Consider the following 13,733-nt stretch of genomic DNA (forward strand, 5'->3'; position numbering starts at 1 on the left):
AGGAGGGAACCCGATGAATAAAGGGCGCGTTACGCAAATCATGGGTCCGGTTGTAGACGTTAAGTTTGACGGCGGAAAGCTACCTGAAATCTACAATGCCCTTAGAATTAAACAAGACGCAGTTAACTTAACTTTAGAAGTTGCACTTCACTTAGGTGATGATACAGTTCGTACAGTTGCGATGTCTTCCACAGACGGACTTGTTCGTGGTACTGCAGTAGAAGATACTGGCAAAGCGATTTCTGTTCCAGTTGGTGATGCAACACTTGGTCGTGTATTTAACGTATTAGGTGATGCAATTGACTTAGATGGTGAGGTTCCAGCAGATGTACGCCGTGATCCAATTCACCGTCAAGCACCTGCATTCGAAGAGTTATCTACAAAAGTAGAAATTCTTGAAACTGGTATTAAAGTAGTAGACTTACTTGCTCCTTACATTAAAGGTGGTAAAATCGGTCTATTCGGTGGTGCCGGTGTAGGTAAAACAGTATTAATTCAGGAATTAATTAACAACATCGCACAAGAGCACGGTGGTATCTCTGTATTCGCTGGTGTAGGTGAGCGTACTCGTGAAGGTAACGACTTATACCATGAAATGAGCGATTCTGGCGTAATCAAGAAAACTGCGATGGTATTCGGACAAATGAACGAGCCACCTGGTGCACGTCAACGTGTTGCATTAACAGGTTTAACAATGGCTGAACATTTCCGTGATGAGCAAGGACAAGACGTACTATTGTTCATCGATAACATCTTCCGTTTCACGCAAGCGGGTTCTGAAGTGTCTGCCCTTCTTGGTCGTATGCCATCTGCGGTAGGTTATCAGCCAACACTTGCAACAGAAATGGGTCAATTACAAGAACGTATTACATCTACAAATAAAGGGTCTATCACGTCTATCCAAGCGGTATATGTACCAGCCGATGACTATACTGACCCAGCACCAGCTACAACGTTCGCTCACTTAGATGCAACAACAAACTTAGAGCGTCGTTTAACACAAATGGGTATTTACCCAGCGGTAGATCCATTAGCATCTACATCTCGTGCACTTTCTCCAGAAATCGTAGGAGAAGAGCATTATGAAGTAGCTCGTCAAGTACAGCAAACTCTTCAACGTTATAAAGAGCTTCAAGATATCATCGCTATCTTAGGTATGGATGAGATCTCTGAAGAAGATAAGTTAGTTGTACAACGTGCTCGTCGCATTCAGTTCTTCTTATCACAAAACTTCCACGTAGCGGAGCAATTTACAGGTCAAAAAGGTTCTTACGTACCTGTAAAAGAAACAGTTCGTGGTTTCAAAGAAATTCTAGAAGGAAAATATGATGACCTTCCAGAAGATGCATTCCGTCTTGTTGGTAGTATTGAAGAAGTTATTGAAAACGCGAAGAAAATGATGGCGTAAGGCCTTAGGAGGGACGAATTATGAAGACATTTCCAGTCAGTATTGTAACTCCTGATGGACCGGTTTACGAAAAAGAAGTAGAAATGGTAAGCGTGAAGGCAGAAAGTGGGGAAATGGGGATCTTATCAGGTCACATTCCAACTGTTGCACCGCTGAAAATTAGTGCGGTTCGTTTGAAAAATGGCGGTCACACTGATTATGTAGCAGTAAGCGGTGGCTTTATCGAAGTTCGTCCAGATAAAGTAACAGTATTAGCACCATCTGCTGAAGAAGCAAACCATATCGATATTCATCGTGCAAACGAAGCGAAGCGCCGTGCTGAGCAACGTATGCAAGATAAACAAGTACATGTTGACTTCAAGCGTGCAGAACTGGCGCTGCAGCGTGCAGTAAACCGTTTGAACGTTTCTGATATGAAATAAAAAAATCCGTAAAGGTTCATTCCTTTACGGGTTTTTTTTATAACTTATGGGTAACAACGTTTTCTTTTTTAGACTTTGTTATATCAAAATCTAATTATATAATGAAAAAATAATCCCCCAAAATGGTATAATTATTCTGAATATATCTAGGGAAACGCTTTACAACTGTGATTAGAAAAGGAGATGAGAAAGTGATTGGTGAAATGAAACGAGAAGCTTTACAGTCATTAAGGGGAAAATGGGGGCTTGGCGTAGGTTCAACACTGTTATATGGTATTTTAAGTTATATTCTATCACTGTTTGCAACTCTTATTGTTATTATTCCTTTTGTTCTCTTATTTATGTTACTTGGTGATTCTATCGATTTATTTGAAGGGGAAACGGTGACAATCGGTTTTACGGTTACTTTCGTTATTTTGTATGGACTTATGATGTTTATGAGTCTTATGAGTCTTATGTCATATGGTATTACAGCGTATGGTTACACGAATGTGTTTTTAAATATTAGCAGGAGAAAAGGTGCTACAATAGATGCTTTATTTGAAGGTTTTCGCGGCTTTAGAAGAATGATGAATGCTGCAAAGGCGATGATTTTAATATTTTTATATTCTGGAATATGGATTCCTTTCGTGCTATTAATTATTGTTGGTTTGTTAGGAGATGAGACAGGGGGTGCTGGGGAAGGATCAGCAATCGCATTTTTTGTTTTATTATTTGTTTCATTTATTGTCATTATTATTGCATCCTTTTCATATGTGATGACTTATTATGTTATGATAGACAATCCAGAGTATGGCGTTTTACAAGCTATGAAAGAAAGTAAAAAAATGATGAAAGGGCATAAAATGGATTTATTCCTTTTATGGCTCAGTTTCATTGGTTGGGGAATATTAGCGGTGATTCCTTTCGGGATTGGGTTACTTTGGTTCTGTCCATATATTAATACAACGACTGCTCATTTTTATCAGTATGTATCAGAGAAAGCATAGCATCTTTATTTAGGAATTGGTTTCCTATGGTTAGCTCCATATTTTTACACGACATCTGCTGCGTTTTATAAGGAAATTTCAAAGAAATATTATAAAAAAGAAGATACTACTTTTTAAAAAACCGACTAGCATGAAATTAATCATTCGTGCTAGTTTTTTTGTGAGAGTGAAATTAATTATAATTGCTGTAAACCAAGCAACATAGAGCGAAGTCATCCTCTAGTTACTTGGTTTTTCTTTTTCCCAATATATCGACATGGGAATTTGAAGTTTGTTATAATAATAAATAATCGCATTATTTAGAAAAATTTAAAAATAATAAATAATGCAGGTGAGACATATTGTTTACTAAGTGAACTTGTTCTTAATTTAGGGGGGAGGGCTTCAGGGTGGCAAATGTATATGAAAATAGTTATATGATTGTTGGCATCTTTTTACTATTGAGCATATTACTGCCGGTAGTGGCTCTTACATTAGGCAAGCTGCTGCGCCCGCATAAACCAAGTGCAGCAAAGGCAACGACGTACGAAAGCGGAATTGAACCCTATCATGATGCAAATGTTCGTTTTCATGCTCGTTATTATATTTTTGCATTATTGTTTGTCATTTTTGATGTGGAAACTGTATTTTTATATCCGTGGGCTGTCGCATATGACAAGCTTGGTTTGTTGGCGCTTATTGAAATGTTGATCTTTGTCATTATGTTGCTCATTGGTTTGGCCTATGCTTGGAAAAAGAAGGTGTTACAATGGTTATAAATTTTGAAGATTTACATCCAGGGGAACGAGCGGAATTAGAGAGAAATATCTTTTTTACAACACTTGAACAGATAAAAGGATGGGCGCGTAGTAATTCTTTATGGCCGATGACATTTGGACTTGCATGCTGCGCGATTGAAATGATGGGAGTTGGCTCATCGCACTATGATCTAGACCGGTTTGGGTCATTTTTCCGGACATCGCCGAGGCAATCAGATGTCATGATTGTTTCAGGAACAGTAACAAAGAAAATGGCACCAATTGTGCGTCGTTTATACGATCAAATGCCAGAACCGAAATGGGTTATTGCAATGGGTTCTTGTGCAACAGCTGGTGGCCCGTATGTGAACTCGTATGCTGTTGTGAAAGGGGTGGACCAAATCGTACCGGTAGATGTGTACATTCCAGGATGTCCCCCGAACCCAGCTGCTTTAATTTATGGGATTAATAAATTAAAAGAGAAGATTCGTTACGAAGCAAAGACTGGAAAGCAGGTGACGAATAGATGAGCGATCCGAATAAAGAGATAGAGGACATGAAAAAAGAGGCGGCAAGACATGCGAAAGAAGAAGTACGGAAACGACTTGCTGCTAGGCATGAGGCGGAACTGTCTAAGGGTGAGGTACAAGGAGAAGAAAAAGAGAAAGCGCTATCAAAAGATGCGGAGATAAATATAGAGGAAGCAAAACGACTTGCCGCAGAGGCAGCAAAAGCAAAGGCGGCAGCGTTAGCGAAGCAGAAAGGAGCAGAAGGCGAAGCGATATCGGAAGAGGAAAGGGCGAAAGCCGCAGCAGCAAAGGCAAAAGCGGCAGCGCTAGCAAAGCAGAAAGGAGCAGAAGGCGAAGCGATATCGGAAGAGGAAAGGGCAAAGGCGAAGGCGAAAGCCGCGGCAGCAGCGCTAGCAAAGCAGAAAGGAGCAGAAGGCGAGGCAATATCGGAAGAGGAAAAAGCAAAAGCGAAGGCGAAAGCCGCGGCAGCAGCAAAGGCAAAAGCGGCAGCGCTAGCAAAGCAGAAAGGAGCAGAAGGCGAAGCGATATCGGAAGAGGAAAGGGCAAAAGCGAAGGCGAAAGCCGTGGCAGCAGCAAAAGCAAAGGCAGCCGCGTTGGCAAAACAAAAAGCAACAGAAGGCGGAGCGCCATCTAACGATGAAAAGGCAAAGGCAATTGCAGTGGCGAAAGCAAAGGCAGCTGCTGCTGCCAAGGCAAAAGGTGCTGCGGGTAAGAAGGAAGAAGAGCCGGAGCAGGAAGAACCATCACCGAATCAGCCATATTTAGATGCTTATGTAAAGATTATTAAGGAGAAGACAGGCGAACATTCATTAGTAGATTACTATATTAATAAACTTTCAAAAGATGTACCAACGCTTGTTGTTGAGCCGAAGAATTACTATGAAGTGATGGAATTATTAAAGTGTCATGAAGGACTTGCCTTTGATTATATGTCGGAGTTACATGCGACGGATTTCGTTACACATATGGAAGTGTATGTCCATTTGTTTTCATATGGAAAGCGTCAATCTGTAGCAGTGAAGGTGAAGATAGATAGGGAGGCGCCGCGGGTAGCATCGATTGCGCCGCTATGGCACGGGGCGAACTGGCCAGAGCGAGAAGCGTATGATTTGCTTGGTGTTGTCTTTGAAGGTCATCCCAATTTAACGCGTATTTTAATGCCAGATGATTGGGCGGGTTATCCGCTTCGAAAAGATTATGAGCCTTTGGATGTGGAGGTGTAGCATTATGATCCGTACAGAAGAAATGCTTTTAAATGTAGGACCGCAGCACCCGAGTACGCACGGTGTATTTAGGCTTGTTATTAAAATTGATGGGGAAATTATTAAGGAGGCTACACCTGTCATTGGGTATTTACACCGTGGAACAGAGAAAATCGCAGAGAGCTTGCAGTATACACAAATTATTCCTTATACAGATCGAATGGACTATTTATCAGCGATGACGAATAACTATGTGATTTGTCACGCTGTTGAGACAATGATGGGCCTTGAAATTCCAGAGCGTGCAGAATATTTGCGAGTACTTGCAATGGAGCTTGGCCGCGTTGCGAGTCACCTCGTTTGGTGGGGAACAAACCTTCTTGATATTGGAGCGGTTAGTCCGTTTCTATATGCATTCCGGGAGAGGGAGATGATTATTAATCTCTTAAATGAACTCTGTGGTGCGCGGCTAACGTTTAATTACATGCGAGTCGGCGGTGTAAAATGGGATGCTCCAGATGGCTGGATCCGAAAGGTCCGTGAGTTTGTTCCATATATGAGGGAGCAATTGAAAGGCTATCACGACCTTGTGAGCGGAAACGAAATTTTCTTGAATCGTGTGAAGGGCGTTGGAATATATAGCGCGGAAGATGCGCTTTCTTATTCGCTTAGCGGGGCAAATTTACGCTGCACAGGTGTGAAGTGGGATCTTCGCAAGGATGAACCGTACTCTATTTATGATCGCTTTGATTTTGATATTCCGGTAGGAAACGTGGGGGATGCTTGGGATCGTTACGTTTGTCGGATGGAGGAGATTGAGGAGTCTCTCAAAATTATTGAGCAGGCGGCTGAGCAATTCCCATCAGAAGGGCCAGTGTTGGCGAAAGTGCCGAAAATTATTAAGGCACCAAAGGGCGAGGTATTTGTCCGGATCGAGTCGCCGCGCGGAGAAATTGGCTGTTATATTGCTAGTGAAGGAAAGAAAGAGCCGTATCGCTTAAAGTTCCGCAGGCCATCTTTCTACAACCTTCAAATTTTACCGAAGCTTTTGAAGGGCGAAAATATCGCGAACTTAATTACGATTTTAGGTGGCGTTGATATTGTGCTTGGGGAGGTTGATGGGTGATGATAGAGCGGCTCTTAGAGTCATCGGCAAGCTGGACAAATTTTTTCATCTTTTTTGGGTTAGCGGTGCTTCTTTTATTTGCTGTCCTTGGATTTGTTACATATGGGATTTTAGCAGAGCGAAAAGTGATGGGATTTATGCAAGGGCGGATTGGTCCGAACCAGGTCGGCGGCAGATTCGGTTTACTGCAAACAGTTGCTGACGTTTTAAAGCTTTTATTAAAAGAAGATAGCATTCCGAAAGCCGCAGATAAGCCGCTGTTTATATTGGCACCTGTTATTGCATTTGCACCAGCTTTTATGGTGCTTGCAGTCATTCCATTTACGGATAAATTTCAGTTTGCAGATATTGGAGTCGGACTTCTTTACTATATTGCTGTATCAGGGATTACAACGATTGGTGTTGTGACCGGGGGATGGGCATCAAACAATAAATATTCACTTTTAGGCGGGATGCGTGCGGCAGCGCAAATGATTTCCTATGAAATTCCGCTTGTAATGAGCGTCATTGGTGTTGTCTTATTAGCTGGCAGTCTTAATTTAAATGAAATTGTAGCGGCGCAGGAGAAGGTTTGGTACATTTTCGCACAGCCAATCGGTTTTGTAATTTTCTTAATCGCAGCGGTTGCAGAGTTGAACCGGACGCCGTTTGACTTACCAGAGGCGGAATCGGAACTTGTTTCTGGATATCATACAGAGTATTCGGGGTTTCGCTGGGCATTCTTTATGCTTTCTGAATATGTATACTTCTTTGGAATGGCTTCGCTCATTACGGTGCTCTTCCTAGGAGGATGGAATCCAGTTATGTTCCTTGGTTTTATTCCTGGAGCTGTATGGTTTGCCTTAAAGTTTAGCGCGGTGGTCTTTCTCTTAATTTGGTTCCGCGTTACGTTTCCACGTATCAGGGGCGATCAATTAATGGAGTTTGGCTGGAAGGTATTATTGCCAATCGCACTTGCGAACATTTTCTTAACGGCATTGATTAAGGAGTTGTTCTTCTAATCCATGAGGGGGGTGCCACTAAGATATGAAAGGACTATTTAAAGGATTAAAGTATACGCTTAGCAACTTAAGTAAGAAAAAAGTAACGTACGATTATCCCAATCAACCATTGCCACTACCAGATCGCTTTCGAGGGATTCAAAAATTTTATCCAGAAAAGTGTATTGTTTGTAACCAATGTGCCAACATCTGCCCAACTGACTGTATTCAACTAACAGGGAAGAAGCATCCGGATCCGGCGAAAAAAGGAAAAATCATTGATACGTACGATATTAACTTTGAAATTTGTATTCTGTGCGATTTATGTACAGAGGTTTGTCCAACAGAGGCAATCGTTATGACAAACAATTTTGAGCTAGCGGAGTATACGCGTGATGATTTGTTTAAAAATTTGCAGTGGCTAGATGAAAATGATGAGAACGTCAGAAAGGAGAATAAAGCATGAACGGCGAGTTGATAGCGTTTTTTTTACTATCCTTAACGGCGATTATCGGTGGTATTCTTATGCTGAACTTAACGAAAGTCATGCATATGATGCTCGCTCTTGTGTTTACGTTTCTTAGCATTGCGGGATTGTATTTTCTATTATCGGCAGAGTTTGTTGGAGTAGCGCAAATTTTAATTTATTCCGGGGCGATTACGATTATTATGATTTTCGGCATTATGTTAACGAAACATGACGCTGAAAATGAATCTAGTTTTAGTTTTCGTAAATGGCTCATCTTCTTCGCAGTAGTAGTGTTTGGCGGGGTGATGTATTTCGCTGTTAATAATATAGATTTTACAAATCGAAGTGTACAAGGAAGTGTACCACTTCATGAACAAAACACACTTCAAATTGGTACACTCTTATATTCGAAATATGTCATTCCATTTGAATTAACGTCGGTTATTTTACTTGTTGCACTTGTTGGGGCAATTGTACTTGCGAAGAAGGATGAGAAAGAGGGGGATTCCAATGAGTAGTGTTCCAACTTCCGCCTACTTAGCTCTTGCCATTATTCTGTTTTGCATCGGTTTATTCGGGGCTTTAACAAAGCGGAATACGGTCATTGTTTTAGTTTGTATTGAACTGATGTTAAATGCGGCGAATTTAAACCTAGTCGCCTTTAGTAAATTAGGTTTTTTTCCGAACTTAACAGGACAAATCTTTTCACTGTTTACGATGTCTGTTGCCGCAGCTGAAGCAGCAGTTGGACTTGCAATATTAATTGCGTTATATCGTAAACATGCAACAGTTAACGTAGATGAAATGGATTCGCTTAAGGGTTAGCATTGTGACCGAAAAGGGGGAAGGAAACAATGATGGATTATGCATGGCTCATACCGCTTTTCCCACTTACCTCGTTTTTTTTGCTCGTTATGTTTGGGGAAAAATTGAGAGAAGGAAGCAGCTTACTTGGTATCTTTCTCACATTTCTTTCCTTTGTGGGTGCGGCGACTGTATTAATAGAACGGTTTTCATCAGAAACAGTAAAGCATCAGTGGGTATGGCTCCGAATTGGTGATGTGGATCTTTCGTTTGGTTTTGAGATTAACGCATTAAATGCTTTGATGCTTTTTATTGTGACACTCGTTAGCTTCCTTGTACATGTGTATTCAAAAGGGTATATGCATGGTGATGAGAGGTTGCCCGTATTTTATGCGTATTTAGGGCTCTTTACATTTGCGATGCTCGGGCTTGTTATCTCGACGAATTTACTACAGCTTTATATATTTTGGGAATTAGTTGGACTTGGCTCGTTTTTACTAATTGGTTTCTATTTCTTTAAAGAGGAAGCGAAGGCTGCTGCGAAAAAAGCATTTATTATGACGCGTATTGGAGATGTAGGTTTATTTATCGGGATGATTTTACTCTTCTGGCAGGCTGGTAGCTTTGAATATGAAGTAATCTTTAAAGCGATGAAAATGGGAGACATATCACCTACTATGATAACGCTCACGGCAATCTTGATCTTTATTGGTGCCATGGGGAAATCAGGTCAGTTTCCGCTTCATACGTGGCTACCGGATGCGATGGAAGGGCCAACGCCTGTATCTGCGCTCATTCACGCGGCAACGATGGTTGCAGCAGGTGTGTACTTAGTGGCAACGATGTTTCCGCTATTCTCTGCAAGTCCTGCAGCGATGCAAACAGTCGCGGTTGTTGGCGCCTTTACTGCAATCTTTGCTGCGTCCATTGGCCTCGTACAAACGGATATAAAAAGAGTCCTCGCGTATTCAACAGTGAGCCAGCTCGGCTATATGATGCTCGCGCTTGGCTCGGCAGGATACGTTGCTGGAGTCTTTCATTTAACGACACATGCTTTCTTTAAAGCATTGCTTTTCTTAGCGGCAGGAAGCGTCATTCATGCGGTGCATACGCAAAACATTAATGAAATGGGCGGATTGCAGAAGAAAATGAAAGTGACGGGGCTACTCTTCTTAATCGGCACGCTAGCAATTAGTGGTGTCCCGCTCTTCTCAGGTTTTTTTAGTAAGGATGAAATTTTGGCGGCGACGTGGATGCACGGCAATTATGTTTTGTTTGTCCTTGCGGTTCTCGCAGCATTTTTAACGGCGTTTTACATGTTCCGGTTATACTTTCTCGTTTTTACAGGAGAGGCGAAGAAAGAAGAGGATGTGCATGAATCTCCGCGCGTCATGACATTTCCGATGATTGTCCTTGGTATTCTTGCAGTTTTGGCAGGGTATATCAATACGCCTTGGTTTGGCACGTTTCTTGGGGACTGGCTTACAAAGAATGTCCCGTTCCAAGTAGAGCAAAGTCATGGTCCGGTGTGGATTATGATTGTTGCGACACTCGTTTCGTTTGCGGGCATTCTCGCGGCATATCTTATCTATGGGAAACGATCTATTTCTAGAGATCGGGATGGCGGAAAAGAAACAGTCCTATATAGCCTCCTTAAGGAAAAATATTATGTAGATGAACTGTATAGTGTGACTGTGCTCCCGCTCGTAAAAGGAATCGCTTATGTGCTTCACTTATGTGAGGTCTATATTGTGGAAGGAATCGCCCAGTTAATCAGGGGTATTGTGAGAGGAGCAAGCATTGTTGGTTCTAAACTTCAAAACGGAAACGTACAAGTATACGGAACCGCAGTGGCTGTTTCCGTGGCGACATTAGTTGTCATTCTGTTATATACGGGGGGGTATTGGCAATGAATACATTATTATTATCATTCTTCATTTTCTCCCCGCTTCTAGGGATTCTCTTACTTACGTTAACACCGAAAACGGAAGTGCGTGCAGTGCGAGTCCTCGGTTTGTTCGGAACAATTCTTCCGCTTGGCATCGCGATTGTTTTGGCTAGTACATATGCTTCCGGAAAGAGCTTAACGATGTTTGCTGAAAGGGTGAAATGGATTCAATTCGGACATTTTCCGGGCGTAGATGAAAAGTTGTTTTCTATTTACTATGAGCTTGGTATCGATGGCTTTTCGCTTGTGATGATGATACTCACAGCGCTTTTAGCAACACTTGCGGCGATTACTGCCTTTTCCATTCAAAAAAATATAAAAGGTTTTTACATGCTTTTATTAACACTTGAAATTGGGATGCTCGGTGTCTTTGCAGCAGAAAATCTACTTCTATTCTTTGTCTTCTTTGAAATTACATTACCACCGATGTTTTTGCTTATTGGAAAGTGGGGGAAATTGAACAGTGAAAAAGCTGCCTATAGTTATTTGATTTATAACGGAATTGGATCAGCGATTTTACTCATTGTTTTCTCTATCCTCTTTGCAAAAACGGGTACAACAAATATTGCAGATTTAAAAGATATTTTGACTGGGGTGGACACGGCGCTTCTGGGCGATATTTCAAGTTCATTGCAGCTCGGTTTATTCATTGCACTTATGATAGCCTTTGCTATTAAGCTACCGGTATTCCCTTTGCATCGCTGGATGGTGAATGTGCATGTCGAGGCCCATCCTGCTGCGGTGATGCTCCATGCGGGTGTTCTGCTCAAGATTGGAGCATACGGCATCGTTCGCTTTGGGAAGGGGCTATTCCCGGAGCAGTTTCAAGACTTTGCGATGCTACTGGCGATTTTAGGGGTAATCAACTTGCTATACGGTGCTTTTCTAGCGATCATTCAAACAGATTTTCGAAAGGTACTCGCTTATTCCAGTATTTCGCATATGGGAATCGTTTTAATGGGACTTGGGGCACTGAATGCAGCCGGTATGAAGGGAGCGCTATTTCAAGTCGTATCTCACGGTTTAATTGCAGCGCTACTATTTTGCTTGCTCGGCATGATTGAGGGGCGTTTTGGCACGTCTGACATTACGAAGCTTGGTGGCCTTGCAAAACAAGTTCCTGTGTTAAGTGGTTTCTTATTAGCAGGAAGCATGGCTTCGCTTGGCCTTCCGGGCATGTCTGGGTTTGTTAGTGAGTTTCTTGCATTCCTCGGACTATTTCAAGGGAAGCCAATGCTCGCGGCGATCGGTGCGCTTGGAATCATTTTAACAGCGGTATATGTCCTAAGGGCTACGCTTCAAGTGACATTTGGAAAGAAGGAATTGGCAGTGAGGCCGGATGTCCGCGGCTGGGAATACGTTCCGATTGTACTCTTGCTCACTTGTATTCTTGCAATTGGTATTATGCCAGAACTGTTAGGAACGCCGCTGCAATACACAGTAAAAATATTGGGGGTGAGGTAGGATGGATATGAATACATTACTTAGCTTATCTTGGCATTTAATGGTACCGGAGTTCATCATTCTTGGAGCGGCCATCCTTCTCTCGCTTCTTGACTTATTTCTAAAGTTTGATCGTAAGTATTTAGGGCTTGGGGCGATTGGAGCGGCAGTGCTATCGCTAATCGCATTAATTACATTGTATGGTGAACCGGCTGGAGACATTTTAAGTGGTTCGTTTGTACTAGATGGATTTTCAAAAGGGTTTAAAACGTTACTATTAATTGGAGCCATCCTCGTTTTATGTATGGCGATGAGCGATGATAAAAAAGAGCCGATTCAAGATAAAGGGGAATACTATTATTTATTTTTAATGGCAGTTCTCGGGGCGATGTTTATGGCGTCTAGCGTCGACTTTATTACGCTCTTTATTGGCCTAGAGTTGTTATCACTGTCTTCGTACATTTTAGTTGGGATTCGAAAGACAAATCGCACTTCGAATGAAGCGGCGATGAAATATGTTATTAATGGCGGAATTGGGACGGCTATTACGCTCTTTGGAATGAGTTACTTATACGGCATTACGGGGGCTACTAATATTATTGGTATGCAGGAAGTTCTCATGCAAGGTGTGGATGGCAGCATTCAACTTTTGTTATCGCTTGCTTTCTTGCTTCTGTTTGTTGGGCTGTCCTTTAAAATTGCGACGGTGCCGTTTCATATGTGGGCACCAGACGTATATGAAGGGGCCGTGACACCTGTTACAACTTTCCTTGGGACAATTTCTAAAATCGCCGGTTTTATTATGATGATAAGATTGTTCCTTATGGTATTCGGCGCTATACCTGTTCATGGAAGTGAGCAAACAGTATTTGCTAACATGAGCGTATATATTGCCGTGCTCGCTATTATTACAATGATCATTGGTAATGTCGTGGCACTCAAGCAATACAGCGTAAAGCGTCTATTCGCCTATTCTGGCATAGCGCACGCTGGATATTTACTCGTTCCACTTGTAGCGTTATCACCATTTACAATGGATAGTATGTGGTTTTATATGTTGGCATACCTGTTAATGAATATAGGAGCTTTTGCAGTCATCCACGGATTAATCTTACAAAGCGGAAAGGAAAATTTCACAATTTTCTCTGGTTTATACAAACGCTCTCCGTTTGCCTCTGCAGCGATGACCATTTTCATTCTGTCTTTGGCAGGAATTCCAGGAACAGCTGGTTTTATCGGAAAGGTTAATATTTTCTTAAGTGCCTTCACTGCTAGTTCAGCCCATTACGTGCTGGCATCAGTCATGATGGGCACAACGGTTATCTCGTTTGTATATTATTTCCGTATTTTGCAGCAAATGTTCTTTCGAAAGAGTAGTGAAGAAGATCTGGTACACTTACCGATCAATTTGAAAGTCGTCATTAGTTTTTGTTTAATTGCAACTGTATTACTCGGAATTCTACCGGCAATTGGCTACAATTTCTTTTATGAATATTTTCCATTGATGAAAGATTTCTTCTTCACAGGGAACGTGGTACAATAGTGAAAACAAAAAGTGTAGAGTCATCGCTCTACGCTTTTTATTGTGGAGCAATGAGAGGGGTAAAGTGAAACTTTCGTTAGCGCGAGACCTTATCCTTCACGAATGTGATGCTCGAACAAAGTAAACTTTAAT

At 41.8% G+C, this 13,733-nt stretch carries 14 protein-coding genes; all 14 read left to right on the forward strand.

What is annotated here, in order from left to right:
* The first annotated feature begins 13 nt into the window (after positions 1 to 13).
* On the forward strand, positions 14 to 1,408 hold the full coding sequence (gene atpD, locus C564_RS0107820) for a F0F1 ATP synthase subunit beta (protein WP_006096653.1): 1,395 nt from the start codon (positions 14 to 16) through the stop codon (positions 1,406 to 1,408).
* Between the two features lie 20 nt (positions 1,409 to 1,428).
* A complete protein-coding gene (gene atpC, locus C564_RS0107825) occupies positions 1,429 to 1,830 on the forward strand; it encodes a F0F1 ATP synthase subunit epsilon (RefSeq protein ID WP_006096652.1) in 402 nt (133 codons plus the stop codon).
* 191 nt (positions 1,831 to 2,021) lie between these two features.
* Positions 2,022 to 2,819, forward strand: coding sequence for a DUF975 family protein (locus C564_RS0107830; RefSeq protein ID WP_018764929.1), 798 nt, complete (start codon positions 2,022 to 2,024; stop codon positions 2,817 to 2,819).
* A 389-nt stretch (positions 2,820 to 3,208) separates the two neighbouring features.
* Positions 3,209 to 3,577: an NADH-quinone oxidoreductase subunit A gene (locus C564_RS0107835; protein ID WP_018764930.1), complete on the forward strand. Its 369-nt coding sequence runs from the start codon at positions 3,209 to 3,211 to the stop codon at positions 3,575 to 3,577.
* Positions 3,568 to 4,086 carry an NADH-quinone oxidoreductase subunit NuoB gene (nuoB, locus tag C564_RS0107840; protein ID WP_018764931.1) on the forward strand — a complete coding sequence of 173 codons (519 nt, stop codon included), beginning with the start codon at positions 3,568 to 3,570 and terminating at the stop codon, positions 4,084 to 4,086. Before C564_RS0107835 ends, nuoB begins: the two co-directional genes overlap by 10 nt.
* Positions 4,083 to 5,309 carry an NADH-quinone oxidoreductase subunit C gene (locus tag C564_RS0107845; protein ID WP_018764932.1) on the forward strand — a complete coding sequence of 409 codons (1,227 nt, stop codon included), beginning with the start codon at positions 4,083 to 4,085 and terminating at the stop codon, positions 5,307 to 5,309. Before nuoB ends, C564_RS0107845 begins: the two co-directional genes overlap by 4 nt.
* A 4-nt stretch (positions 5,310 to 5,313) precedes the next feature.
* Entirely contained in the window at positions 5,314 to 6,414 is a 1,101-nt protein-coding gene (nuoD, locus tag C564_RS0107850; protein WP_003209223.1) for an NADH-quinone oxidoreductase subunit NuoD, read from the forward strand.
* Positions 6,414 to 7,415, forward strand: coding sequence for an NADH-quinone oxidoreductase subunit NuoH (nuoH, locus tag C564_RS0107855; RefSeq protein WP_018764933.1), 1,002 nt, complete (start codon positions 6,414 to 6,416; stop codon positions 7,413 to 7,415). The genes nuoD and nuoH overlap by 1 nt, the downstream gene beginning before the upstream one ends.
* A 25-nt stretch (positions 7,416 to 7,440) precedes the next feature.
* Positions 7,441 to 7,860, forward strand: coding sequence for an NADH-quinone oxidoreductase subunit NuoI (nuoI, locus tag C564_RS0107860; protein WP_003202066.1), 420 nt, complete (start codon positions 7,441 to 7,443; stop codon positions 7,858 to 7,860).
* Entirely contained in the window at positions 7,857 to 8,381 is a 525-nt protein-coding gene (locus C564_RS0107865; RefSeq protein ID WP_016112671.1) for an NADH-quinone oxidoreductase subunit J, read from the forward strand. The genes nuoI and C564_RS0107865 overlap by 4 nt, the downstream gene beginning before the upstream one ends.
* Positions 8,374 to 8,688, forward strand: coding sequence for an NADH-quinone oxidoreductase subunit NuoK (gene nuoK, locus C564_RS0107870; protein ID WP_018764934.1), 315 nt, complete (start codon positions 8,374 to 8,376; stop codon positions 8,686 to 8,688). The genes C564_RS0107865 and nuoK overlap by 8 nt, the downstream gene beginning before the upstream one ends.
* A 29-nt stretch (positions 8,689 to 8,717) precedes the next feature.
* On the forward strand, positions 8,718 to 10,580 hold the full coding sequence (nuoL, locus tag C564_RS0107875) for an NADH-quinone oxidoreductase subunit L (protein ID WP_018764935.1): 1,863 nt from the start codon (positions 8,718 to 8,720) through the stop codon (positions 10,578 to 10,580).
* On the forward strand, positions 10,577 to 12,079 hold the full coding sequence (locus C564_RS0107880; RefSeq protein WP_018764936.1) for an NADH-quinone oxidoreductase subunit M: 1,503 nt from the start codon (positions 10,577 to 10,579) through the stop codon (positions 12,077 to 12,079). Before nuoL ends, C564_RS0107880 begins: the two co-directional genes overlap by 4 nt.
* Positions 12,080 to 12,086: 7 nt before the next feature.
* Positions 12,087 to 13,601, forward strand: coding sequence for an NADH-quinone oxidoreductase subunit NuoN (gene nuoN, locus C564_RS0107885; protein WP_026008496.1), 1,515 nt, complete (start codon positions 12,087 to 12,089; stop codon positions 13,599 to 13,601).
* Positions 13,602 to 13,733: the final 132 nt, after the last annotated feature.

Source organism: Bacillus sp. 105MF (assembly GCF_000374885.1).
In the GTDB taxonomy this organism is placed as follows: domain Bacteria; phylum Bacillota; class Bacilli; order Bacillales; family Bacillaceae_G; genus Bacillus_A; species Bacillus_A pseudomycoides.

Excerpts from the sequence above, each read along its gene's own strand:
- atpD (WP_006096653.1), top strand. The coding sequence starts at position 14 with ATGAATAAAGGGCGCGTTACGCAAATCATGGGTCCGGTTGTAGACGTT.
- atpC (WP_006096652.1), top strand. The coding sequence starts at position 1,429 with ATGAAGACATTTCCAGTCAGTATTGTAACTCCTGATGGACCGGTTTAC.
- nuoB (WP_018764931.1), top strand. The coding sequence starts at position 3,568 with ATGGTTATAAATTTTGAAGATTTACATCCAGGGGAACGAGCGGAATTA.
- C564_RS0107845 (WP_018764932.1), top strand. The coding sequence starts at position 4,083 with ATGAGCGATCCGAATAAAGAGATAGAGGACATGAAAAAAGAGGCGGCA.
- nuoD (WP_003209223.1), top strand. The coding sequence starts at position 5,314 with ATGATCCGTACAGAAGAAATGCTTTTAAATGTAGGACCGCAGCACCCG.
- nuoH (WP_018764933.1), top strand. The coding sequence starts at position 6,414 with ATGATAGAGCGGCTCTTAGAGTCATCGGCAAGCTGGACAAATTTTTTC.
- nuoI (WP_003202066.1), top strand. The coding sequence starts at position 7,441 with ATGAAAGGACTATTTAAAGGATTAAAGTATACGCTTAGCAACTTAAGT.
- C564_RS0107865 (WP_016112671.1), top strand. The coding sequence starts at position 7,857 with ATGAACGGCGAGTTGATAGCGTTTTTTTTACTATCCTTAACGGCGATT.
- nuoK (WP_018764934.1), top strand. The coding sequence starts at position 8,374 with ATGAGTAGTGTTCCAACTTCCGCCTACTTAGCTCTTGCCATTATTCTG.
- nuoL (WP_018764935.1), top strand. The coding sequence starts at position 8,718 with ATGATGGATTATGCATGGCTCATACCGCTTTTCCCACTTACCTCGTTT.
- C564_RS0107880 (WP_018764936.1), top strand. The coding sequence starts at position 10,577 with ATGAATACATTATTATTATCATTCTTCATTTTCTCCCCGCTTCTAGGG.
- nuoN (WP_026008496.1), top strand. The coding sequence starts at position 12,087 with ATGAATACATTACTTAGCTTATCTTGGCATTTAATGGTACCGGAGTTC.